Origin of the sequence: Brevundimonas sp. (assembly GCF_965278935.1) — a bacterium.
In the GTDB taxonomy this organism is placed as follows: Bacteria; Pseudomonadota; Alphaproteobacteria; order Caulobacterales; family Caulobacteraceae; genus Brevundimonas.
The window spans coordinates 2829941-2853226 of record NZ_OZ257124.1 but is presented as its reverse complement, the minus strand read 5'-3'; the positions used below and the strand labels follow the sequence as shown (position 1 = coordinate 2853226).

Annotated in this window: 24 protein-coding genes; 12 read left to right on the top strand and 12 right to left on the bottom strand. The window is 67.6% G+C overall.

Annotation, left to right across the window (positions count from 1 at the left end; translation table 11 throughout):
* Positions 1-10: 10 nt before the first annotated feature.
* Positions 11-190 (top strand): hypothetical protein, encoded by a 180-nt coding sequence (locus tag ACQY68_RS14205; RefSeq protein WP_428150187.1) that lies wholly within the window; start codon positions 11-13, stop codon positions 188-190.
* A gap of 7 nt (positions 191-197) precedes the next feature.
* Here ACQY68_RS14205 and ACQY68_RS14200 read toward each other — a convergent pair whose 3' ends face one another.
* Entirely contained in the window at positions 198-1007 is an 810-nt protein-coding gene (locus ACQY68_RS14200) for a hypothetical protein (RefSeq protein ID WP_428150186.1), read from the bottom strand.
* Positions 1008-1098: 91 nt separating this feature from the next.
* Here ACQY68_RS14200 and ACQY68_RS14195 point away from each other — a divergent pair, with 91 nt between their 5' ends.
* Positions 1099-1335: a hypothetical protein gene (locus ACQY68_RS14195; protein WP_428150184.1), complete on the top strand. Its 237-nt coding sequence runs from the start codon at positions 1099-1101 to the stop codon at positions 1333-1335.
* Here the strand turns inward: ACQY68_RS14195 and purQ are convergent.
* From purQ to purC, 5 genes are all read right to left on the bottom strand, one after another.
* On the bottom strand, positions 1332-1994 hold the full coding sequence (gene purQ, locus ACQY68_RS14190) for a phosphoribosylformylglycinamidine synthase subunit PurQ (protein WP_428150182.1): 663 nt from the start codon (positions 1992-1994) through the stop codon (positions 1332-1334). The genes ACQY68_RS14195 and purQ overlap by 4 nt on opposite strands.
* Before the next feature lie 92 nt (positions 1995-2086).
* Positions 2087-2551: a YbhB/YbcL family Raf kinase inhibitor-like protein gene (locus ACQY68_RS14185; protein ID WP_428150181.1), complete on the bottom strand. Its 465-nt coding sequence runs from the start codon at positions 2549-2551 to the stop codon at positions 2087-2089.
* A gap of 42 nt (positions 2552-2593) precedes the next feature.
* Entirely contained in the window at positions 2594-3019 is a 426-nt protein-coding gene (locus ACQY68_RS14180) for a hypothetical protein (protein ID WP_428150179.1), read from the bottom strand.
* Complete coding sequence (gene purS, locus ACQY68_RS14175; protein WP_428150177.1) at positions 3016-3252, bottom strand: phosphoribosylformylglycinamidine synthase subunit PurS; 237 nt, start codon at positions 3250-3252, stop codon at positions 3016-3018. Before purS ends, ACQY68_RS14180 begins: the two co-directional genes overlap by 4 nt.
* Entirely contained in the window at positions 3252-4010 is a 759-nt protein-coding gene (gene purC, locus ACQY68_RS14170; RefSeq protein WP_298160490.1) for a phosphoribosylaminoimidazolesuccinocarboxamide synthase, read from the bottom strand. The genes purS and purC overlap by 1 nt, the downstream gene beginning before the upstream one ends.
* 290 nt (positions 4011-4300) lie before the next feature.
* Here purC and ACQY68_RS14165 point away from each other — a divergent pair, with 290 nt between their 5' ends.
* Positions 4301-4624: a DUF1476 domain-containing protein gene (locus tag ACQY68_RS14165; protein WP_428150176.1), complete on the top strand. Its 324-nt coding sequence runs from the start codon at positions 4301-4303 to the stop codon at positions 4622-4624.
* A 228-nt stretch (positions 4625-4852) separates the two neighbouring features.
* Here ACQY68_RS14165 and ACQY68_RS14160 read toward each other — a convergent pair whose 3' ends face one another.
* From ACQY68_RS14160 to purB, 4 genes are all read right to left on the bottom strand, one after another.
* Positions 4853-5467: a fasciclin domain-containing protein gene (locus ACQY68_RS14160; protein WP_428150174.1), complete on the bottom strand. Its 615-nt coding sequence runs from the start codon at positions 5465-5467 to the stop codon at positions 4853-4855.
* A 105-nt stretch (positions 5468-5572) separates the two neighbouring features.
* On the bottom strand, positions 5573-6076 hold the full coding sequence (locus tag ACQY68_RS14155) for a DNA-deoxyinosine glycosylase (protein WP_428150172.1): 504 nt from the start codon (positions 6074-6076) through the stop codon (positions 5573-5575).
* The gene (locus tag ACQY68_RS14150) at positions 6073-6816 is read right to left on the bottom strand and encodes a 2OG-Fe(II) oxygenase (protein WP_428150171.1); all 744 of its coding nucleotides are present in this window, start codon (positions 6814-6816) and stop codon (positions 6073-6075) included. The genes ACQY68_RS14155 and ACQY68_RS14150 overlap by 4 nt, the downstream gene beginning before the upstream one ends.
* Positions 6817-6819: 3 nt before the next feature.
* Positions 6820-8115, bottom strand: a complete 1296-nt coding sequence (gene purB, locus ACQY68_RS14145) for an adenylosuccinate lyase (RefSeq protein ID WP_428150169.1) — start codon at positions 8113-8115, stop codon at positions 6820-6822.
* A gap of 69 nt (positions 8116-8184) precedes the next feature.
* Between purB and ACQY68_RS14140 the strand changes: the two genes are divergently transcribed.
* Together ACQY68_RS14140 and ACQY68_RS14135 are read left to right on the top strand one after the other, a co-directional pair.
* On the top strand, positions 8185-8856 hold the full coding sequence (locus ACQY68_RS14140; protein WP_428150168.1) for a glutathione S-transferase: 672 nt from the start codon (positions 8185-8187) through the stop codon (positions 8854-8856).
* Positions 8857-8944: 88 nt separating this feature from the next.
* Complete coding sequence (locus ACQY68_RS14135; protein ID WP_428150167.1) at positions 8945-9079, top strand: hypothetical protein; 135 nt, start codon at positions 8945-8947, stop codon at positions 9077-9079.
* Between the two features lie 134 nt (positions 9080-9213).
* On the opposite strand, the gene ACQY68_RS14130 is transcribed toward ACQY68_RS14135, so the two are convergent.
* Together ACQY68_RS14130 and ACQY68_RS14125 are read right to left on the bottom strand one after the other, a co-directional pair.
* Positions 9214-10938 (bottom strand): transglycosylase SLT domain-containing protein, encoded by a 1725-nt coding sequence (locus ACQY68_RS14130; RefSeq protein WP_428150166.1) that lies wholly within the window; start codon positions 10936-10938, stop codon positions 9214-9216.
* A 144-nt stretch (positions 10939-11082) separates the two neighbouring features.
* Positions 11083-11874 carry a uracil-DNA glycosylase gene (locus ACQY68_RS14125; RefSeq protein WP_428150164.1) on the bottom strand — a complete coding sequence of 264 codons (792 nt, stop codon included), beginning with the start codon at positions 11872-11874 and terminating at the stop codon, positions 11083-11085.
* A 196-nt stretch (positions 11875-12070) separates the two neighbouring features.
* Between ACQY68_RS14125 and ACQY68_RS14120 the strand changes: the two genes are divergently transcribed.
* From ACQY68_RS14120 to ACQY68_RS14090, 7 genes are all read left to right on the top strand, one after another.
* A complete protein-coding gene (locus tag ACQY68_RS14120) occupies positions 12071-13726 on the top strand; it encodes an electron transfer flavoprotein-ubiquinone oxidoreductase (protein ID WP_428152674.1) in 1656 nt (551 codons plus the stop codon).
* A gap of 58 nt (positions 13727-13784) precedes the next feature.
* Entirely contained in the window at positions 13785-15614 is a 1830-nt protein-coding gene (locus tag ACQY68_RS14115; RefSeq protein WP_428150163.1) for a tetratricopeptide repeat protein, read from the top strand.
* Complete coding sequence (locus tag ACQY68_RS14110; RefSeq protein ID WP_428152673.1) at positions 15611-16513, top strand: 4-(cytidine 5'-diphospho)-2-C-methyl-D-erythritol kinase; 903 nt, start codon at positions 15611-15613, stop codon at positions 16511-16513. Before ACQY68_RS14115 ends, ACQY68_RS14110 begins: the two co-directional genes overlap by 4 nt.
* 198 nt (positions 16514-16711) lie before the next feature.
* Positions 16712-17797, top strand: a complete 1086-nt coding sequence (locus tag ACQY68_RS14105) for a fasciclin domain-containing protein (protein ID WP_428150161.1) — start codon at positions 16712-16714, stop codon at positions 17795-17797.
* A gap of 78 nt (positions 17798-17875) precedes the next feature.
* Positions 17876-18769, top strand: coding sequence for a glycine--tRNA ligase subunit alpha (locus ACQY68_RS14100; RefSeq protein ID WP_428150160.1), 894 nt, complete (start codon positions 17876-17878; stop codon positions 18767-18769).
* The gene (glyS, locus tag ACQY68_RS14095) at positions 18769-20994 is read left to right on the top strand and encodes a glycine--tRNA ligase subunit beta (RefSeq protein ID WP_428150159.1); all 2226 of its coding nucleotides are present in this window, start codon (positions 18769-18771) and stop codon (positions 20992-20994) included. The genes ACQY68_RS14100 and glyS overlap by 1 nt, the downstream gene beginning before the upstream one ends.
* Positions 20995-21098: 104 nt before the next feature.
* Positions 21099-23177, top strand: coding sequence for a catalase (locus ACQY68_RS14090; protein ID WP_428150158.1), 2079 nt, complete (start codon positions 21099-21101; stop codon positions 23175-23177).
* The last annotated feature ends 109 nt before the right edge of the window (positions 23178-23286 follow it).

Below are 23286 nucleotides of genomic sequence, written 5' to 3'. Positions count from 1 at the left end.
GGAGCCCGCCATGACCGACCTCCCCATCGATCCCGCCGCGACCCCCGACGACATCGACGCCCCTGAGATCGCCGCGGATGACGCCGGCGCCTCGGGTCTGGCAGAACGGATTGGCCGCCACGCCGAAAACCACATTCTACCGCTCGGCGACAAAGACGATGAGGAAGGCGTGGACGGCGAGGGGGTCTGACCCCCTTTTAGCGTTTGGGCCGCAGCCCGAACGTGATCACCAGGCTGCCGCCCAGCACGACCAGCGAGGCGGCCAGGGCTCCGAACGCCAGAACCGCATTGCCCTTGGCCTGCTCTGCCACGAACACGCCCAACAGCCCCCAGGCGATCGGCAGCGGATAGGCCAGCACCCGCGTCCGCCACGTGACCAGCAGACCCATGCCCGCCGCCGCGACCACCGCGATCAGCGCCCAGGCCGTCGGCGGCAGGGCGGCTGGCAGGTCCCCATTCCCGGTCGCCACCGTCAGCAGGTTCACCGGCGCCGCCACCGTCAGCCAGCCGGCCAGCGCCGCCAGCGGCCAGACCGTCATCCACCGGTCCCTATCCTTGTTCGACAGCGAGCGGATGGCGTCCGCCTTCCTCAGCAGCGGGATAAGCAACACGATCAGCGACCCGAAAATCAGCACGATGGTGGCGACCTCCAGATCCCAGGCCGCCGCTAGAATCCACCAGCCGATCCCCAGCAGAGCCAGAACGGACGGCCAGCCGAAGGCGCGTAGCATCTCGGTCTCATGCGTCTTCGGCAGCAACTGCCGCACCGCATAGACGATCAGCCCAAGATAGATCGGCCCCCAGATCGCGAAGGCCCAGCCGACGACCTTGAGCGTCGCGTCGCTGTCGGCCGAGAATTCAGCCGGCGTCTGGCCGAGGTTGGCCAGCTGCTGCAACTGGCCGATGACCACAGCGAAAATCATGCAGGCGAAGACAGCGAGACGCCGTGTTGATCGCATCGTGTCCGGGGCGGCGGCGGACTGACCGCCGTTCAAAGAGGTGCTCATACCGACATTACGCATATGGCCGCGCTTGGTTCACCGGAACCGCCCGGCTCCGTGTCCGCTACCTGCACACACCCATTTCAAGGAGACCGTCATGACCGATCCGACCAAGACCCCCGAAGAGACCCCTCACTTCGAGACCGACGAGGTCGACGCCAATCTGGCCATCGAACAGGGTCTGGGCGTGGGCGCCCGCGAACTGGCCGCCCAGCGCGATCCGGGCGGCGTGGTCACCGAGGACGTCGAGCCCGGCACGGAAGAGGATGACGACGTCGATGGCGACGCTCTGCGCCGCGATACCACCGTCCAGGGTTCGCCTGACGCGGCTTAAGCCGCCGCGTAGATCGACCGGAACAGGGTCGCGCCGTCGGCGGAGCCCAACTCGGCCTCGAAGGCGCGATCCGGGTGCGGCATCAGGCCCAGCACATTGCCGCGCGCATTCTGGATGCCCGCGATATTGGCGACCGACCCGTTCGGATTATCCACATACCGGAACACCACCTGACCCTCGCCCTCGATCCGGGCGAGGGTTTCGGTGTCGGCGAAATAGTTTCCGTCGCCGTTGCCTTGGGTCATGACCACCTCGCGCTGGCCCTGATAGCCGGCAGTGAAGCGGGTCTGTCCGTTGGTCACTTCGAGGCTGATCGGCTTGCAGACGTATTTCAGCCCGGCGTTCCGCAGAAGCGCGCCCGGCAGCATTCCCGCCTCGCACAGGATCTGGAAGCCGTTGCAGATGCCGACCACGGCCACGCCATTGTCAGCGGCCTTTTTGACCGCCTGCATCACGGGCGACTGTACCGCCATCGCTCCGCAACGCAGATAGTCGCCGTAGGAAAAACCGCCCGGCAGCACGATCAGGTCGAGACCCGACGGCAGTTCGGCCTCCTGGTGCCAGACCATCTCGACCCGCTCGTTGGTCGACCGTTCGATGGCGACCTTGCAGTCCCGATCACAGTTGGAACCGGGGAAGACGATGACGGCTGCGCTCATGGCGCGGCCCTGTAGCAGGGTTCGGACCGAATGTCAGGCCGCCGCGACGGGTTCGGGCAAATGCAATCCGAGCCCATGCAGCGTCGTCCGCATCAGCCCTTGTTCTCGTAGGTCGCCGTGATCGACGCCTTGGCCAGGGTGTGGAAATGCAGGTTGAAGCCGAACACCGCGCCGGAGTTGTCCGGCGTGACCTCGAGCTTGTCGGTGTCCACGGCGAAGACGGTGAAGATGTAGCGGTGCGGACCGTGTCCGGGCGGCGGCGCGGCCCCGCCGAAGCCCGGCGCGCCATAGTCGGTTCGTCCTTCGACCGCGCCTGACGGCGCGGGGCCGCCCGCCGGAAGCTCGCTGACGTCGGCGGGGATGTTGGCCACGGTCCAGTGCCAGAAGCCCGAGCCCGTCGGCGCATCCGGATCGAACAGGGTGACCGCGAACGACCTGGTGCCTTCCGGAGCGCCTGACCAGGCCAGATGCGGCGACCGGTTGCCCTTCGCCTGCACCTGGGCGTCCGGCAGGACGTCGCCGTCCTTGAAGTCGTTGGAGGTCAGGGTGAAGGCCATCGGTCGCTCCTGCGTCGCTCGCGAGAAAATCCACACCGAAGACTAGGGTTCCTCTGTGCGAGATACATCAATCGCGTCGCAGTCGTTTCTCAAAACAAACGAGGCGTCACCGATATCGATGGATTTGATAGCCTCGTCCAACAGACCATCGCACACTAGGACTTCGCGCTCCGAAGCCCAGACAGGCGAGACTTGAGACCAGCCGGGATGGATTGCGATCTCTCGGTCCAGGCCTCGATGCTGAATTCTGAACGAGGTCGTCGTCCAACCCCCAGCGCCGCCGCCGCCCTCTTGGACCACTACCAAGGCCGCGTCCCTAGCTTGGTTGTCGTAACGAGCCTGATTCGAGACGGTAGTCTCGCCCAGCCCGAGCAATCGACCAATGACCATCAGCAGCAAGATGACGCCGATGGGCGCAGCAACGATTGCTAAGAGGCAGCCAAGCGCGAGCTTGGCGCCGTCGTTCACGCCACTTCGACCCGGTAGCTTTCGATGACCGTGTTGGCCAGCAGGGTCTCGCACATCTTCTTCGCCTCGGCGGCGGGATCGTCCACGCCTTCAAGATCGAACTCGATCAGCTTGCCGACCCGGGCGTCGGCGACGCCGGCCCAGCCCAGACCCTTGAGAGCGCCTTCGACGGCCTTGCCCTGAACGTCCAGCACGCCGGGCTTCAGGAAGACGTGAACCTTGACCTTGGCCATCAGTGCAGTCCCCCCTGAATCACGGTCGGCATGTCCTTCATGATGCCGAGGCGTTTGGCGACCTCGGTATAGCTCTCGATGACATTGCCCAGGTCGCGGCGGAACCGGTCCTTGTCCATCTTCTCGCCGGTCGCCGTGTCCCACAGGCGGCAGCTGTCCGGGCTGATCTCGTCGGCCAGGATGACGCGGGCGAAGTCGTTCTCCCACACCCGGCCGAACTCGATCTTGAAGTCCACCAGGGTGATGCCGACGGCGCCGAACATGCCCGACAGATAGTCGTTCACGCGCAGGGTCATGGCCAGGATGTCGTCGATCTCCTGGGTCGAGGCCCAGTTGAAGGCCGTGATGTGCTCTTCGGTGACCATCGGGTCGTTGAGCTCATCCTTCTTGTAGTAGAATTCGATGATCGAGCGGGGCAGGGGCGTGCCCTCTTCCTGGCCCAGACGCGTCGCCAGCGAGCCGGCCACGATGTTGCGGCACACGACTTCCAGCGGGATGATCTCGACCTCGCGGATCAACTGCTCGCGCAGGTTCAGCCGCTTGATGAAGTGGTTGGTGACGCCGATGCCGTTCAGGCGGGTCATCACGAACTCGCTGATGCGGTTGTTGATGACGCCCTTGCCTTCCAGCGTCGCCTTCTTCTGGGCGTTGAAGGCCGTGGCGTCGTCCTTGAAATACTGGATCAGGGTGCCGGGCTCGGGGCCCTCGTAGAGGATCTTGGCTTTGCCTTCGTAGATCTTCTTGCGCTTCGAATTCATCATACAAGTCCCGGATGGGGATGCGCCGTCGCCTGAAAACGGAAATCACGCGGCCAGAGTGTCGTCTGGGCGGCGCGATCCGGTCTCGAGCTAGGCGGGAAATGGGTCGGGCCGTCCTTAGCGGAATGCGCCCTGCGACACAAATGACGGTCCGAAGCCACACCTCGGAAAAGTCCGTGGACGGGAGGGGGCTGCGAGCCGTTATCCGTTGCGTTCGTTGACGCCGGGTCATAGACCAGCCCGGCGGCGCCCCCTCCTTGTCTGGCCCGCGACGGATGGACTGACGACTGATGACGACCTTCAATGATCGGGAAAAGGGCTTCGAGTCCAAGTTCGCGCTCGATCAGGAGCAAGAGTTCAAGGCCATGGCCCGCCGCAACAAGCTGCTGGGCCTGTGGGCGGCCGAGAAGATGGGACTGAGCCCCGATTCGGCCGAGGAGTACGGCAAGGCCGTTGTTCGCGCCGACTTCGAACAGCCGGGCGAGGAAGACGTGTTCCGCAAGATCGCCGGCGACTTCAAGGGCTCGGGCCTGACCGTCTCCGAGGGCGAAATCCGCTCCAAGATGGACGAACTGGCCTCCATGGCCCGCGACCAGATCCGCGCCGGGGAGTAAATCCCCCGGGCGACCTCGCCCCGTTTTCACATCGGCGACTTTTCGATCGCACCGCTGGTCCGCCACGGTGCGATTGCTCGCGCCTGGACGCTGGACAAGGAAAAGGGCCGCAGCGGGGGGTCTGCGGCCCTTCCTTGATCGGGGGCTGGGGGGATAGCCTCACCCGATGTCTTTTGCGTCTTGCGCGCTAATGAAATGCGGCAGGACGAAAAGGGTTCACCGAAAAATTCAGTCCGGCATCACGACGGTATCGATGACGTGGACCACGCCGTTCGATTGCAGGACGTCGGCCTGTGTCACGCGCGAGGTTCCGCCCTTCTGGTCGGTCAGGGTGACCGAGCCGTCCGGATTCACATTGACCGTCAGGGTGTCGCCTTCGACGGTGGTCAGCTCGACCTTGCCGCCGTTGGCCTGGGCCTGGGTGGCCAGATCGGCCGCGGTCAGACGGCCCGGGACGACGTGATAGGTCAGGATCTCGGTCAGGTCCGCCTTGCCGGCCGGCGCCATCAGGGCTTCGCGCGTGGCGGCCGGCACCTTCTCGAAGGCGGCGTTGTCAGGGGCGAAGACCGTGAACGGTCCCGGGCCCGACAGGGTCTCGGCCAGACCGGCGGCCTGGACGGCGCTGACCAGGGTGGTCAGGTTCGAGGCCTTGGCGGCGTTGGCGACGATCGTTTCGTTGGGGCTCATCGAGGCGCCGCCGACCATCGGGTCGGTCGAGACGGGCGCGGTCTGGGCCGGGGTCGCTTCGGCGGCGGGGGCTTCGGTCTCGGCTCCGTTGTTGCACGCGGCCAGGCCCAGCAGGGCGACCGAGGCGACGGTAAGGGTAAGCATGCGGGTCTTCATGGCGTCTTCTCCTGAGAACCGCCTGTGATCGGCGGCGTCGGAGCAAAGACGGGTGGGAGCGCGAAAGGATGCATGGCGACCAAAACGTCGCAGGCGTCACGGCCTTCAGGCGTCTCCGGCGACGAAGTCTTTCAGTATGGCCCAGCTTTCCGCCTTTTCCGCGAGAGTTCGCGACGCATGGGCCGGGCTGGACGAGGGCAGGTCGATCAGGGTCAGCCCTTCGACGTCCGCCAGAATCTTGCGCCCGCCCTTCGCCGCCGTCGCGCCGTTGAAGGCGACGGCCTTCAGGTTCGGCAGTCCGGCGATCAGCCCGCGCAGGTCCGCCGCCTGGGGCGACCGGATGGCGGCGTCCAGGCTGCCCCTCCGTTCCGCCGAGGCGATCACATCCCACAGACCGACGCCCGCCGCCCTCAAGGCCTCGACCCGGTCGGGATAGGCCATGGCGTGAAGGTCACGACCGATCGCCACGCTGATCAGTCGCCAGAAGCCGTTCTGCGGATGGGCATAGTACTGGGCCGCCTTCAGCGAGGCGTCGCCCGGCAGACTGCCCAGGACGAGGACGCGGGTCCGGTCGTCGGCGAAGGGCGCGAAGGCGTGTTTGAGCGTCACCGCCCCTGTTCGATGTAGGGCTTGTCGTCGCGCAGCCAGCCGGTGATCGACAGGCGCGGCGCCCCGGCATAGGGGGCGACCGTCGCGACCGTATGCCATTGCGGCGTCCTGAACAGGGTCAGGACGTTGAACCTCGGCATCAGCCCGCGCGGCACGTCGCCCGCCTCGTCGTGGAACAGAAGCTGGCCGCCCCAGTCCGTGCGCCAGTCGCGTGTCAGCCCCAAGGTATAGGCCGCCCGCCGCTCGCCCACGCCGGTGTCGTTGTGCAGGGTCAGATAGTCGCCGGGTCGGAACAGGGTCGCCTGGGCGTCGATCTTGGTGATGCCGGTTTCCCCCGCCACGGCGGCGCAGAAATCCCGCGCCTCCGGGCTGTTCAGCAGTTGCAGCAGGTCATGCGTCGGGTGTCCCGGCTCCCGCCCGGCCAGGAAGGATTCGATGATCTGATAGGCCAGGAAGCTGAACCCGAACCCGGTCCGGGCCGCGGTCATGGCCCCGCGTGCCTTCGCCGCCACCCCGTCGCGACCCAGCGCCTGCAAGGCTTCTGGCGACAGAAACTCGCCCTTTCCGGCGGCATCGGTCAGCGACAGGCCCCAGGGCGTCGCGGTCTTCAGCGCCGCCTCGAGCCGGTCGGCGCTCTCGGGCGTCAGGAAGTCCGGCACCTGGACCATGCCGTCACGCTGGAACGCCGCAGCGTAGTGGCGGGCGTCGAGCTTGGGACTAAGGCGGATCGGTTCAGGCACGCCCTATCCGAACACGCGCCTGAACACCGTGTCCACATGCTTGGTGTGGTAGCCGAGGTCGAACAGGGCCTCGAGTTCGGCGTCGGGCACGATGACCTCGGGGTCTTCCTTGAGGAAGTCGAGGAAGTTGCCCTCGCCGCGCCAGACCTTCATCGCGTTGCGCTGAACCGCCGCATAGGAGTCCTCGCGCGACTGCCCCAGCTGCGTCAGGGCGAGCAGGACGCGCTGCGAGTGGACGAGGCCCCCCAGCTTGTCGAGGTTCTTCTGCATGTTCTCCGGATAGACGAGCAATCGCTCCATCACCCCGGCCAGACGGTTCAGGGCGAAGTCGAGGTGGATGGTCGCGTCCGGGCCGATGCCGCGCTCGACCGAGGAGTGGCTGATATCCCGCTCGTGCCACAGGGCGACGTTCTCCATCGCCGGGACGACCGACGAGCGGACCAGACGGGCCAGGCCGGTCAGGTTCTCGGTCAGGATGGGATTGCGCTTGTGCGGCATGGCCGACGAGCCCTTCTGACCCTTGTCGAAGAACTCCTCGGCCTCGAGGACCTCGGTGCGCTGAAGGTGGCGAATCTCGACCGCCAGACGCTCGATCGACGAGGCGACGATGCCCAGCGCGGCGAAGAAGGCGGCGTGACGGTCGCGCGGGGTGACCTGGGTCGAGACCGGCTCGACCTGCAGGCCCATCTTGTCGGCGACATACTCTTCGACCGCCGGATCGACGTTGGCGAAGGTGCCCACGGCGCCGGAGATGGCGCAGGTGGCGATCTCTTCCCTGGCCGTGATCAGGCGACGCTTGGCCCGCTGGAACTCGGCGTGATAGCCGGCCAGCTTCAGACCGAAGGTCACCGGCTCCGCGTGGATGCCGTGCGAACGGCCCACCGTCGGCGTGTACTTGTGCTCCTTCGCCCGCGCCTCCAGCGCCGCCAGCACCCGGTCGACCCCGGCGATCAGCAGGTCGGAGGCGCGCACCAGCTGCACCGAGAAACAGGTGTCGAGCACGTCCGACGAGGTCATGCCCTGATGCAGGAAGCGTGCTTCCTCGCCGACCGTCTCGGAGACGTGGGTCAGGAAGGCGATGACGTCGTGCTTGGTCGTGCGCTCGATCTCGTCGATGCGGTCCGAATCCCAGGCGGCGTTCTCGCCCTTGGCCCAGATGGCCTCGGCGGCCTCGGTCGGGATGACGCCCAGCTCGGCCATCTTGGTGGCGGCATGGGCCTCGATCTCGAACCAGATCTTGTATTTGGTCTCGCTGGACCAGATGGCGACGGCTTCGGGGCGGGAATAGCGCGTGATCATGGGCGCGGGTAAAGGCTTTCCGGGCCGAATCTGTCAAGGACAGTCGGCGTCATCGCAGGGAGAACGACCGTGGAATTGATCGTCGGCAACATCGCCTTCTCGACCTGGTCGCTGCGGCCCTGGCTGGTGCTGAAGCGGTGCGGGGCGGAGTTCACCCTCACGGAGGTCCAGCTTTACGGCCCCGGCTACAAGGAAGAACTGGCCAGGGTGTCGCCGTCCGGCAAGGTGCCGCTGCTCAAGGTCGACGGCGAAACCATCTGGGATTCCATGGCCATCTCGGTCTTCGCGGCCGAGCGATACCCGCAAGTTCGGCTCTGGCCCGCCGACGCCCACGCCCGCTGGCTGGCGCGTTCTGTGGCCTGCGAGATGCATTCGTCCTTCATGGGGCTGCGCAGCGACTGCGGCATGGGACCGGACGCCCAAGGTGTCGTCCACACCATGGTAGGTCCCGACCGCGCGCCGCCGCCGACCAGCGAGGCGGTCGCCGACGATGTGCGTCGCCTCGTCGAGATCATCCGCACCATGCGCGGACGATTCGGCGCCGACGGTCCATACCTGTTCGGCGAATGGTCGGTCCCCGACGCCTTCCTGACGCCCGTCGCCACGCGCTTCCGCCACTACCAGATCAATCTGGCGGCCCACGGCGACGTGGATGGCGTGGCGGCCACATATGTTGCCGAGTTGCTACAGCAGCCGGACTTCCTGGAGTGGACGGAACTGGCCGTCACGGTTCGGCCTTAGGTCGGCATCACTGCCGATTAACGAGACCTGCGAACGGGCCCTTAAGGGAACGGCGTTACGGTCCCGATCGAACCCGAGACCAGACACCATGTCCGCCCAGACGCCGACCGCCCCGAATGTCACGCCGCCGGAGGCCCAGCGCCGCCCGACGCTGATGACCTACGGCGTGTTCATCCTGGTCGGCTGCTGCCTGTGCGCCTCTCTGGTCGGCAGCATCTTGTAGAGTGTTTGGCCGCCGCGAGGACGGTCTATACAAAAAACCAGATAAATCAGACTCTTGTTGGCGCTGCCTGTCGTCGGTGGTCAACGATTGGACTCTCTGGACTCGGAAAAACGGAGTCCAATCCGTCCCGTGGCTCAGCGTGTCCCCACCGGCGCCATCGACGCCACCTGAACTGGCTCGGTCGACAGCGGCATGGGCGGCGGCGCGACATAGTCCAGGCTGATCGGCACCAGGGTCTGGCCCGCGACGACGGCGTCGAGCGTGTTCAGCGGCCCGCCCGTCATGCGCTGATAGATCCAGTAGGCGGCCACGACCTTTTCGACGTACTCGCGGGCCTGGGGCACGTCGATCGTCTCGATCAGCAGCAGGGGGTCGGCGTCCGGACCCAGCCGACGCAGGGCGTCGAGCATCGGACCGGGCCCGGCGTTGTAGCTGGCCACGGCGCGCAGCAGGTCGCCCTGGAACTCGGGGCGGGCCAGCATCCGGTTCACATAGGTCTGGCCCATGCGGACATTGGTCGCGGGCGTGAACAGCCGCTGCGGGTTGGACACGAAGCTCCGGTCGCCCGTCATCTCCGCCGCCGTCGACGGCATCACCTGCATCAGGCCATAGGCGCCGACCGGCGAACGGGCCTGGGCGTTGAAGGCGCTTTCCTTGCGGGCGATCGCATAGACCAGCGACCGTTCAAGGGTCCAGCCGCCCTCGGGGACGATCTCCGGCATCGGATAGTTGGCCGCGTCGATCCGGGTCGTGTCGCCGCCGCTGCCGCCGCCCAGACGGGGGCCCAGCACGCGCGCCAGTCCGGTCCACAGGCGCCGCGTGCGATCGCTGGCGGTTCGCAGGCCGTTGCGCAGTTCGTCCCGGGCGTCGCCGGCGCGACCGATCTCGAAGAAGGCGACGGTGCGCCGCGCGCGGGCGTCGCTGTTCAGGAACTCGTCCATCTCGCGTTGATTGACGCCGATGGGGCCGTCGCTGACCGAAGAGGTGCGGGCGACCGATTCGTAGGGCGTCGGACCGCCGCTGTTCACGATCGTCGGCTCCTGGCCCAGCTGACGCAGGGCGATCTGGCCGTAGAAGGTCGCGGGCCAGCGGGCGGACAGGGTCAGGAACTCCTGAATCCGGTCCTGACGGCCGATCTGACCGGCGGCGCGGGCGGCCCAGACCCCGGCGCCGGCGCGGGTCCAGCTGTCTTCTGTCGGGTCCACGGCGACGCGCTCGAAGGCCGTGAAGGACCGCGGGTAGTCGCCCAGCCGCCAGGCGGCCAGACCCACGACCCACCAGTCGCCGATCTCTTCGCCCTGGGCCACGGCGCCCTGCAGGTCGTCGCGGTTCAGGGCGACGCGGGCGGCCTTGGCGGGATCGGCCTCGGAGTTGCCGCCGGCCGCCGCCACCTGGTCCCAGGCGCGGCTGAAATAGGCGCCGGTCGGGCGTCGCGGCGCCTCGGCGCCGTCCGGGCGGCGTCGTTCGGCCAGGGCGTAGACCCGCTGGGCGCTGGGCAGATCGGCATAATCCTGAAGCCAGGCCGCCAGTTCGTCATAGGTGGCGGTGTGGTCGGGGTGGAACAGGCGTTCGAACTCGACCTGTCCGAGCAGCACGCGGTCGCCGGCCTGGCGTGCGGAGTTGCGGGCCGTCTCCAGATCGCCGCGACGCAGGGCGTCGAACGCGCTGGTGTAGCTCATGCGGTCGGCGTTCGAGAGGGCGGTGGTGCTGATGCGGATGCCCTGCTCGCCATCCTCGGCGGCGACCGCGGAGAGGTAAGGTTCCGGCGCGGCCATGACGGGCAGGGCGACCGCCGATGCGGCCGCGATCACAAAGGCGAGCGTCGGCGCCCGAAGGACGCGGCGGCGGAAACTGAACAAGGCGGCGGCCCCCTCGTGCTGCGCGTTTCCCGTCTCGATTCGGGATCACACGCGCGGTCTGCGATCGGTCGTCAAACAAGAAGTATGCCGCAATGCGGTGAATCCCTCAATCACAACAGCGGCATGGACTCAATAACTCTGCGTCTACGGCTTTTGCGCGGCATCCAGCCTCACGGCCAGTTCCAGCAGGTCCGCCCACACCTGACGCTTGGCCTGGGGCTGTCGCAGCAGGAAGGCGGGATGCAGGGTGGGCATGACGGGAGCCGAAACGTCGCCCTCGGCCAGCCGCCATTCGCGCCACTGGCCACGCATCCGCATGATGCCCTCGTCGGTCTTCAGCACCGCCTTGGCCGCCGCCGCGCCCAGCAACAGCACCGCCTTCGGCTTCATCAGAAAGAAGGCTCGCTCCACGAAGGGGGCGCAGACCGCCTGTTCCTGCGGCGTCGGCGTCCGGTTGCCCGGCGGCCGCCAGAAGACGGTGTTGGTGATGTAGACCTTGTCCGTCAGCCCCGCCGCCGCGATCATCCTGTCCAGCAGCTTGCCCGCGCGCCCGACGAAGGGTTCCCCCGCCGCGTCCTCCTCGGCGCCGGGCGCCTCGCCGACGATCAGGATCGGGGCATGCGGATCACCGCGCCCGAAGACGCACTGTTTCGCGCCCATCCCGATCAGTTCGCAGCCCTTGAAGCTGGCGGCGGCCTCGGCCAGCGCCTCCATCGTGTCCGCGCTGTTCGCCAGCCTGCGCGCGTCCGACGTCGCATCGACCATGTCCACGACCGGCGTGACTGACGCCGTCGCCTTGGCCACGGCCTTCAGGGCGGGCGCGACGACAATCGTCCGATCGACCGCCGCCTCCTCGAAACAGGCGTCCACCCCCGCGTCGGCCCAGAAGGCGAGCAGGCTTTCGATGGCGGCGGTGTCGTGGGGCTGGGCGTTCATGCGTGTGGCTCGCAGGGATAAGCCTTGACCGCCCTCGCGTCACCTTCCGATAAGTAGATAACCCCACGACGCACGAGGAATAAGAAACGACATGGCCGAGGAAGCGATCGAAGGCGGCGTCGAAACGGCGGCCCAGGAAGCCATTCTGGACAACCTCCCGCCGCTTGAAGCCCTGCAGGGCGTCGAGCGCGAGGTCATGGAATACGACGTCCTGATCGTCGGCGGCGGCCCGGCCGGCCTCGCCGCCGCCATCCGCCTGAAGCAGCGCGCCGAGAAGGACGGCAAGGAGATCGCCGTCGCCGTGCTGGAGAAGTCGGCCGAGATCGGCGGCCATATCCTGTCGGGCGCCGTCATCGACCCCAAGGCGCTGAACGAGCTTTTCCCCGATTGGAAGGCCATGGGCGCGCCGCTGGAGACGCCGGTGACCACGGACCGGTTCATGGTCCTCGGGCCGATGGGCCAGGTCAGCCTGCCGATGGCGATGCTGCCGCCGATGATGCACAACGACGGCTGCTACATCGCCTCGCTCGGTAACGTCACGCGCTGGCTCGGCGAACAGGCCGAAGGCATGGGCGTCGAGGTCTATCCCGGCATGGCCGCCAGCCACGTCGTCTGGGACGAGCCGTCGGGCCGGGTCAAGGGCGTGGTCGCCGGCGTCTTCGGCATCGACAAGCACGGCGCCCCGACCGGCGATTTCCAGCCCGGCATCGAACTGCACGGCAAATACGTCTTCATCGCCGAGGGCGTGCGCGGTTCGCTGGCCAAGACCATCACCGCCCGCCACAAGCTGCAGGCCGGAAAGTCGCCGCAGAAATACGGCATCGGGCTCAAGGAGCTGTGGCAGGTCCCGCCCGAAAAACATCAGCCCGGCCTGGCCCAGCACACGACCGGCTGGCCGCTGGACGAGTTCACCGGCGGCGGCTCCTTCATGTACCACTTCGGGGACAACTACGTCGCCATCGGCTACGTCGTGCACCTGAACTACAAGAACCCCTTCCTGTCGCCCTTCGACGAGTTCCAGCGCTTCAAACACCACCCCGCCATCGCCGAACACCTGGAGGGCGGGACCCGCATCTCCTACGGCGCGCGGGCGATAACCGAGGGTGGCTTCCAGTCGGTGCCGAAGCTGTCGTTCCCCGGCGGCGTCCTGATCGGCTGCTCGGCCGGCTTCGTGAACGTTCCGCGCATCAAGGGCAGCCACAACGCCATGAAGACCGGGATGCTAGCCGCCGACGCCGCCTATGACGCCGTCATGGCCGGCCGTTCGGGCGACGAACTGGTCGAATACCAGACGGCCTATGAAAACAGCTGGGTGGCGAAGGAGCTCAAGGCGGTCCGCAACGCCAAGCCCTTCCTGTCGAAGTTCGGCACGACCCTGGGCGGGGCGCTCGGCGTCTTCGACATGTGGTTCGGCACGGTATTCGGCGGCCTGTCGGTGTTCGGCACCCAGAAGCACGCCAAGACCGACGCGCAATCGACCGAGCCGGCTTCGAAGCACAAGCCGATCGCCTATCCCAAGCCGGACGGAAAGCTGTCGTTCGACAAGCTCTCCAGCGTGTTCATCTCCAACACCAATCACGCCGAGGAACAGCCGGCCCACCTGAAGCTGATCGATCCGACCGTGCCGATCCGCGTCAACCTGCCGAAATACGGAGAGCCCGCGCGCCTCTACTGCCCGGCCGGAGTCTACGAGGTCGTCTACGCCGACGAGGCGGCGAAGACCGATCCGAAGTTCGTCATCAACGCCCAGAACTGCGTCCACTGCAAAACCTGCGACATCAAGGATCCGTCGCAGAACATCGTCTGGACGACCCCGGAAGGCGGCGGCGGCCCGAACTATCCGAACATGTAGACCCGCCGGGGAGGCGAGGGGCCTTGTCGTCGCCGCATAAGCCGGTGAATGTCGGCGAATGCGTCACGCCTCCCTCCGTTCGATCCTCATCGCCTTCACCGCCCTGACGGCGGCGCCCGCTTTCGCGCAGGAGGCGCCGCCGGTGGCCGACCCGGCGCCGCGGATTCAGGATGTCATTCCCGAACCGCGGATCCCGGCGCCGCCCGTTGCGCCGCCGCTCGCGCCTCTGATCGTGGTGGGGGAGAATGCCGACTCTCCTGCGCCGACCATCGAGGCCATTCCCCGGATCTGGTCCCCCGCTCCGCGCGATGAGGAGGGCCGCACGGCCTATGGCCTCTATCTCTCGGGACGATCCGCTCTGAGCCGCGGCGAGGCCGGGACCGGCGCCGACTATCTGAGCGCCGTCGAGAGCCTGACACCGGAACAGCCGGCTGTCCGCGACCAGGCTTTCACCGCCGCCCTTCTGGCCGGGGATCTGGACGTCGCCGCGCGCATCTCGCCCGATTCCGGGACCTCGCCTGCGGCCTTCGCCGAGGCCGGCGCCCTGGTGTCGGTGGTGCAGACCTTCGTCGCCGGCGATGCGCGCGCGGCCAACGAGGCGCTGAAGACACGTCCCGTTCTCGCCCCCCACGCCCGCGCGGCCGCCCTGATCGGGCCGTGGGTGGCGGCCGCCGCCGGGGACTGGGACACCGCCCTGGCCGAGCCCAACCCGACCGGCGATCCGATCACCGTCCTGTTCGGCCGCTATTACCACGCCCAGTTGCTGGAGCATCGCCGACGCTTCGACGAGGCGGAGACCGAGCTTCACGCCCTCGCGTTCGACGCCCGCGCCGCCCCCCTGTTCCGCGCCGCCTATGGCGAGTTCCTCGAGCGCCGCGGCAAGCGTGCGGAGGCTCTCGCCTTCTATGACTCCACCCTGGCCGCCGGCTCGCAGGATCCGGCGATCGTTTCCGCCAAGGCGCGTGTCGAGGCCCGGGCGCGGCCGCCGGCCCTGCCCGACTATCGCGACGGCGCCGCCCGCGCCCTGATCATCGCCGCGCGTCAGGCGACCAGCGAGAACGCCAACGAGTTCGCGGTCGTCTATCTGCGCCTGTCGTTGAATCTGAAGACGGAGCCGGAGAGCCTGTATCTGCTGGGCCAGACCCTGGCCAAGGCGAACCTCGATACCGCCGCCCGGGCCGCCATGGCCCGCGTGCCGCGCAGCGACGCGCCTCTCTATGCCGCCGCCCAGGTCGCCATCGGCCTGAGCCTGGCCGAGGAGCTGCGGCTGGACGAGGCCCTCGCCGCCTTCCAGTCCGCGCGTGAGGCCAGCCCGAACGATCCGGCCATCGCCTTCGTCACCGCCGGTCAGCTGCTGCAGATGCAGCGTTATGACGAGGCGCTGGCGCTGCTGAACAGCCCGCTTCTCGACACGGAAAACCAGGGCGCCCAGGTTCGCTTCATGAGAGGCGCCGCCTATGAATCCCTGGGCCGGATCCCCGAGGCGGAGGCCCAGCTTTGGGCGGCCTTGCAGGCGCAGCCCGAGGAGCCGTCCTATCTGAACTACCTCGGCTACCTCTGGGTCGACTCGGGGACGCGCGTCGAGGAAGGCGCCGCGATGATCGCCCGCGCCCATGCCGCCCAACCCGGCGATGGCAATATCCAGGACAGCCTCGGCTGGGCCCAGTATCGTCAGGGTCAGTACGACACCGCCGTCGAAACCCTCGAACAGGCCGTCGCCAAGGAACCGGCCAACGCCGAGATCAACGACCACCTCGGCGACGCCTACTGGCAGGTCGGACGTCGGCGCGAGGCGGGTTTCCAGTGGAACCGCGTCCTCACCCTGAACCCCGACGACGAGCGTCGCGCCGAGGTCGAGCGCAAGCTGACCGAGGGGCTTGAGCTCTGAGCACGCCCCGGCCCGATACGCTCTCGGCGCTCGCTCCGGCAAAGGTCAATCTGTTCCTCCATGTCGGTGCGATCGACGCCGACGGCTACCACCCGCTGTCCAGCCTGGTGGCCTTCGCCGATGTCGGCGACCGGGTCCGGATGAGCCGCGCGGATCGCCTGTCCCTGACGGTCACCGGCCCGTTCGCGAGTGCTCTGGAGGGGGAGGGCGACAACCTGATCCTTCGGGTCCTGCGCGAGCTTGGGCAGGTGGCTGGCATCGGCGAGCCGTGCCTTGCTGTCACACTGGAGAAGAGCCTCCCGATCGCGGCGGGCCTGGGCGGCGGGTCGTCGGACGCCGGCAGCGCCCTGAGGCTGGCGGCGAGGGCGCTGGAGATCGACCTGCCCGATGCCGAACTGGCGCGGATTTCACGCGTCGTCGGCGCCGACGGTCCCATGTGCTTCGCGGCGCGATCCGCTTGGGCGGAGGGTGTCGGCGACCGCCTGACCTTCGAGCCCGCGTTTCCGCCGTTGCACGCGGTTCTCGCCAATCCCGGCCGCCCGTCGCCGACCGGAGCCGTCTATCGCGCCTATGACGCCGGAGCGCCCAAGACAGCCGCCCGTCCCGCGCCGGCCGCCGACTGGTCGACCGCGACCGTGATCGACTGGCTGGCGTCGAAGAGGAACGACCTTCAGGGACCGGCCGTCTCTCTGGAGCCGGAGATCGGGGTGGCCCTGTCCGCGATGGCGGCGACCGGGGCGCGGCTGACGCGGATGTCGGGATCGGGCGCCACCGTCTTCGGCCTGTTCGAGGACGCGGAGGCCGCAGCCCGCGCCGCCGCTAACCTGCGCGGCGAACACGGCAATTGGTGGGTCGAGGCGACAGTCTTAGGCGACGATGCGGCGCAAGCGGCACAATAAGGCCGAGTAAAGTCACGCGCGGGACGACTGTCGAGAGATGGCCCAGAGATCGCCCAAAGCTACGCCTTGTCGCTGCAAATAACGACACGATGTGGAACCTGCACGGTGTGAGAAGCTTTCATTGGCTTCGTAACACTGAGTAACGGGCCGCGAGCGTATCCTCCCCGGCGGCCTGTGCAGCATTGAAAGGATACTGTCATGCTTCGCACCCGTCTTTTGAGCGCGACCGCCGCCGTGGCCCTGTTCGCCGCCGGCTCCGCCTTCGCCCAAACCGCCCCGGCCTCGCCCATGGCGCCCTCCACGACCCCGCCGGTCGCCGCCGAGGAACCGGCCGAAACGCCGGTCGCCGCCCCGGCCCAGGATGCGGCCACCGCAGCCTCCGCCACGCCCGCCCCGGCTGCGGCTATCCAGAACAATGTCGTCGATGTCCTGCGCGCCAACGGCCAGTTCACGACCCTGCTGGGCGCCCTCGACGCCGCCCAGCTGACCGAAACGCTCAGCACCCAGCCGGCGATCTCGATCTTCGCCCCGACCGACGCGGCCTTCGCCGCCCTGTCCGAGGCCGACCGCACGCGTCTGCTGGACCCGGCCAATGTCAATGAGCTGCGTCAGCTGCTGCTGTATCACGTGGTCGTCGCCGACGTTCAGTCGAGCCAGATCGAGGGCGCCAAGGGCGGCGTCCAGACCGCCGCCACCACCGAAGTCCAGCTGGACGGCACCGGCGACGCCATCAAGGTCGACAATGCGACCGTGACGACCGCTGACATCGATGCCGGCAACGGCGCCGTCTTCATCATCGACCGGGTGCTCAACCCCGCCGATTCGCTGGTCGCCAACGGCGATGCCGAAGAGGCGACCACGGCCACGCCTGCCGCCGACGACACGGCCACGGCGACCCCGCCGACCGATGAAGTGACCCCGCCGGCCGCCGACTCGGCCACCGCCGACTCCATGGGCGCCGACAGCGCCATGGACGAAGGCGCCGTCGCCCCGCCGCCGACCACGCCCGCTGCCCCGGCTCCGGCCGCCGCCGCGCCGACCGTTCCGACGATGACCCCGGCCCCGACCACGCCCGCCGTGCCGTCGCCCACGACAGCCTCGCCGACCGCCACGACGACCACGACCCGTCCGGCGACCGGTGTGAACGCCCCGAACGGCCAGCCGGCCGCGACCACCACGACCCTCGCCTCGCCGACCGTCCCGAACCCGACCGACGGTCAGGCCGATGACGAGGACGCCGACGAAACCCCGACCCCGGCTCCGGTCCCCACGCCGCAGGCCTAATCAGCCTTACGCGTGTTGAGTTGAGAGGCGGCAGACCCTAGGGTCCGCCGCCTTTCTCTTTGCCCAAAAAGACTCCCCGTGGCCGCACCGACCGAACCGCTCGCCTTCCAGGACCTGATCCTGACCCTTCAGAAATACTGGGGCGATCGCGGCTGCGCGATCCTGCAGCCGTATGATGAACAGGTCGGGGCCGGCACGCTCCACCCCGCCACGGTCCTGCGCGCGCTCGGCACGAAGCCGTGGAAGGCCGCCTATGTCCAGCCCAGTCGCCGCCCCGGAGACGGCCGCTATGGCGAGAACCCCAACCGGCTCCAGCACTACTACCAGTTTCAGGTCATCCTGAAGCCGAACCCGGCGGACCTGCAGGACCTCTACCTCGGCTCGCTGCACGCCATCGGCATCGATCCCAAGCTGCACGACATCCGCTTCGTCGAGGACGACTGGGAGAACCCGACCGTCGGCGCCTGGGGTCTGGGCTGGGAGGTCTGGTGCGACGGCATGGAGGTGACCCAGTTCACCTATTTCCAGGGCGTCGGCGGCATCGAATGCGACGTCGTCTCGGGCGAGCTGACCTACGGGCTGGAGCGCCTCGCCATGTACGTCCAGGGCGTCGACGACGTCTATGACCTCAAGTTCAACAAGGACGGCCTGACCTATGGCGAGGTCTTCCTTGAAAACGAACGCCAGCAGTCGGAAGCCAACTTCCACGGCTATGACGTCGAGGGCCTGAAGCGCCGGTTCGAGGACATGGAGGCGGAATCGACCCGCCTGCTCGCCATGACCGGCCCGCAAGGTCAGCAGCTTGTCCTGCCGGCCTACGACCAAGTCCTCAAGGCCTCCCACCTGTTCAACCTGATGGACGCCCGCGGCGCCATCGCCGTCGCCGAACGCCAGAGCTACATCGGCCGCATCCGCGACCTCTGCAAAGCCTGCGCGCTGGCCTACGTCGAACAAGAGCGGAAAACCGCCTGATGCCCCAACTCCTCCTCGAACTGTTCTCCGAAGAGATCCCCGCCCGCATGCAATCGGGCGCCGCGCGCGACCTCGAACGCATGGCGACCGAACGGCTGAAGGCCGCCGGCTTAACTTGGGACGCCCTGACGACATACGCCGGGCCACGCCGTCTGACGCTCGTCATCGAAGGCCTGCCGACCGCGACCCCGGATCGCTCCGAAGAACTGAAGGGCCCGCGCGCCAACGCCCCGGAACAGGCGCTGGAGGGCTTCCTGCGCAAGACCGGCCTGACGCGTGAGCAACTGACCGAGCGCGACGGCGTCCTGTTCGCCGTCATCGACCAGAAGGGCGTCGAGACGACCGCCGTCGTCGCTGAGACGGTCGAGCACGTGATCCGGAACTTCCCCTGGCCCAAGTCGATGCGCTGGGCCGACGCGACCCTGCGTTGGGTGCGGCCGCTGAAGCGGATCGTCTGTCTGTTCGACGGCAGCATCGTGCCGTTCGCCATCGCGGACGGGTCTCCCGGCGCTGGAAGCATCGTCAGCGGCGACACGACCGAGGGGCACCGCTTCCTCGGCTCCGGCCAGCCGTTCGCGGTCAAGGATTTCGCCGACTATCGCGCGAAGCTGGAACAGCAGTTCGTCATCCTCGACGTCGCCGACCGCAAGCTGAAGATACTCGAGGCCGCCCGCGCCGCCTGCCACGCCAAGGGCCTCGAACTGGTCGACGACGACGGCCTGCTGGAGGAGGTCGCCGGCCTCGCCGAATGGCCGACGCCCATCCTGGGCGACATGGACCCGCAGTTCCTCGACCTGCCGCCCGAGGTGGTGCGCCTGTCGATGAAGGTGCACCAGAAATACTTCGCCGTCCGCGATCCGAAGACCGGCAAGCTGGCTCCGAACTTCATCGTCGTCGCCAATGTCGAGGCCACCGACGGCGGCGCCGCCCTGGCCGCCGGCAATAGCCGCGTCCTGTCCGCCCGCCTGAACGACGCCCGCTTCTTCTGGGACGAGGACCGCAAGGTCGGCTTCGACGCCTGGCTGTCGAAACTCGGCGGCGTCACCTTCCACGCCAAGCTGGGCACGATGGCCGAGCGTGTCGAGCGCATCGCCGCCCTGGCCCGCGAGATCGCCCCGCTGGTCGGCGCGAACCCCGACGAGGCCGAACGCGCCGCCCGCCTCGCCAAGGCCGACCTGGCTTCCGGCATGGTCGGCGAGTTCCCGGAGCTTCAGGGCGTGATGGGCGGCTACTACGCCCGCGCCTTCGGCGAGCCCGACGCCATCGCCGACGCCATCCGCGACCACTACAAGCCGCAGGGTCCGGCCGACACGGTCCCGACCGCACCCCTGACGGTCGCTGTCGCCCTGGCCGACAAGCTCGACACCCTCGCCGGCTTCTTCGCCATCGACGAGAAGCCCACAGGCTCGAAGGACCCGTTTGCGCTGAGGCGTGCGGCGCTGGGCGTGATCCGGCTGGTGCTGGAGAGCGACGCGCGCTTTTCCGCCTCTGAGCTGTCCGAGTCCCATCGCGTAGCGGACATATTGCGAACCGACCCTTCTGCCCGGGTCGAAGAAGCCTACTTCAACCCCTTCGGGAACGGCCCGCACGCCATTCCTATGCCGAGATGGCTAGAGCCTTTTGCCGACCGCGTGATTACCTATCCCGAGCTGAAGACCTTTAAAGGTAGATTGGTTGCCGAAGATCGTCGGACCCCCGGCAACGACGTGGCTGACTTCATAATCGAGAGACTGAAGGTCAGCCTCCGCGACCGGGGCCTATCACACGATCTCATTGATGCGGGTTCGTTCTCTGGGGTCGACGACGACCTCGTGCGCATCGTGCGTCGGGTGGAGGCCCTCGACGCCTTCCTCGCCACCGACGACGGCGCCAACCTGCTGGCCGGCTACAAGCGCGCCTCTAACATCCTCAAGGCCGAGGAGAAGAAGGGCGCCGTCCCGACCGGCATGGTCCAGACCGGCCTGCCGAATCAGCCCGAGGCCGAGACGAAGCTCGCCTTCGCCGCTGAAGCCGCTCGCACGGCCGTCGATGCGGCCTTGGACGCCGAGGACTTCGCCGCCGCTATGACGGCCTTGGCCGCCCTGCGCGCCCCGGTTGACGCCTTCTTCACCGACGTCCTCGTCAACTCCGACGTGGCCGCCGAGCGCGACAACCGCCTGAAGCTGCTGGGTCAGGTCCGCACGGTCATGGGCAAGGTCGCCGACTTCGGACAGGTGGCGGGGTAGGGGCCAAACGTCGCCGAACAGACAGATCGACCTGTCTAGCGGCTAAGCTGAGACCTTGAGGATAACGGCGCGTTCTGACCGCAACCCGCAGTCAGGACGCTCGCATGCCCACCGCCAAGACCCCCACGACCCTCGGCAATGCCGGGGAGACCCATCAGACCGCTTCGACACCCGAGACACGGCTGACGACCAACCACGGGGTCCCGGTCAGCGACAACCAGAACACCCTGTCGGCCGGTCCGCGCGGGCCGCACCTGCTGGAAGACTTCGTCCTGCGCGAGAAGATCCAGCATTTTGACCATGAGCGGATCCCCGAACGGATCGTCCACGCGCGCGGCTCGGCCGCCCACGGGGTGTTCGAACTGACCGAAAGCCTAGCCGACTACACCACCGCGAAAATCCTGACCGAGGTCGGCAAGCAGACAGAATTGTTCACCCGCTTCTCCACCGTCGCCGGAGGTGCGGGATCGGTCGATACCCCGCGCGACGTTCGCGGCTTTGCGGTCAAGATGTACACGTCCGAAGGCAACTGGGACCTCGTCGGCAACAACATCCCGGTCTTCTTCATCCAGGACGCGATCAAATTCCCCGATCTGATCCACGCGGTGAAGATGGAGGCGGACCGGGGCTATCCGCAGGCGGCGTCGGCTCACGACACCTTCTGGGACTTCATTGGCCTGATGCCCGAAAGCACCCACATGGTCATGTGGGCGATGTCCGACCGGACTATCCCGCGCTCCCTGCGCATGATCGAGGGCTTCGGCGTCCACACCTTCCGCCTGATCAACGCGGCGGGCGAGGCGACGCTGGTGAAGTTCCACTGGCGGCCGCGTCTCGGCACCCAGTCGACCTGCTGGGACGAGGCGGTCAAGATCGCGGGCGCCGATCCGGACTTCCACCGTCGCGACCTGTTCGAGGCCATCGACGCGGGCGACTTCCCCGAGTGGGATCTGGCGGTTCAGCTACTGACGCAGGATGAGGCCGACGCCCTGCCGTTCGACGTGCTGGATTCGACCAAGCTGATCCCGGAAGAACTGTATCCGCTGCGCGTCATCGGCAAGATGACCCTGAACCGCAACCCGGACAATTTCTTCGCCGAGACGGAGCAGGTCGCCTTCCTGCCCACCAACATCCCGCCGGGCATCGATTTTTCCGAGGATCCCCTGCTGCAGGGCCGGCTGTTCTCGTACCAGGACACCCAGCTGTCGCGCTTGGGCACGGTCAATTTCCATCAGCTGCCGATCAATCAGGCCAGGGGCTGCCCGTTCCAGAACATGCAGCGCGATGGTCACATGCAGATGCAGGTCCCCAAGGGCCGCGCCAACTATGAGCCCAACAGCCTGTCCCAGGCGGGCGAGGACGGTGGGCCGCGCGAGGACTCCAAGGGCGGCTTCCGCTCGTTCGAACAGCCTGTGGAGGGAACCAAGGTCCGCATCCGCGCAGAGACCTTCGCCGATCACTATTCGCAGGCGCGGCTGTTCTTCCAGAGCCAGACAGAGATCGAACAGGCCCACCTGGCCAGCGCCCTGGTGTTCGAACTGTCCAAGGTGACGATGGACCACGTCCGCGACCGGGTTCTGGGCAATCTCCAGAACGTCGATGCGACCCTAGCCCAGCGCGTGGCCGACGGCCTGAACGTCAAACTGCCCGCCGCCAATCCGGCCGCGAGCGAACCCTTCGACATGGACGCCTCGCCCGCTCTTCGCATCGTCGGCAAATATCCCGACACGCTGAAGGGCCGCGCGGTCGGCATTCTTGTCACCGACGGCGCGGACGGCGCGGTCATCGATGCGGTCAAGGCGGCGGCCAAAGGGGCGGGCGCGACGGTCAAGATCGTGGCTCCCAAGATCGGCGGCGTGACCCTGAAGGGCGGCAGGAAGCTGAAGGCCGATGGTCAGTTGGCCGGCTCCCCGTCGGTGGTGTTCGACGCGGTCGCCCTGGTTCTGTCGGAGGCCGGCTGCGCCGAACTGACCAAGGAGGGCGCGGCCATCGACTTCGTCGCCCACGCATTCGGCCATCTGAAAGCGATCGGCTTCACCGCAGAGTCGCAGCCGCTGCTGGACAAGGCCAATGTCGAGCCGGACGACGGCGTGGTCGATCTGTCCGGCGGCGCCGACGCCTGGCTGCCGGCGGCCGCCACGAGACAGTGGGCCCGCGAGCCCAATGTCCGCATGCTGGCCTGATCGCCCGATCCGGCGTTTCCCGCGCAGGAAACGCCGGAACCGAAACAACCCATCACCCTTTGTTACAGGCCGGCCTCGCCTTCGCGTCCGCAGCATTGTAGTCAGGGCC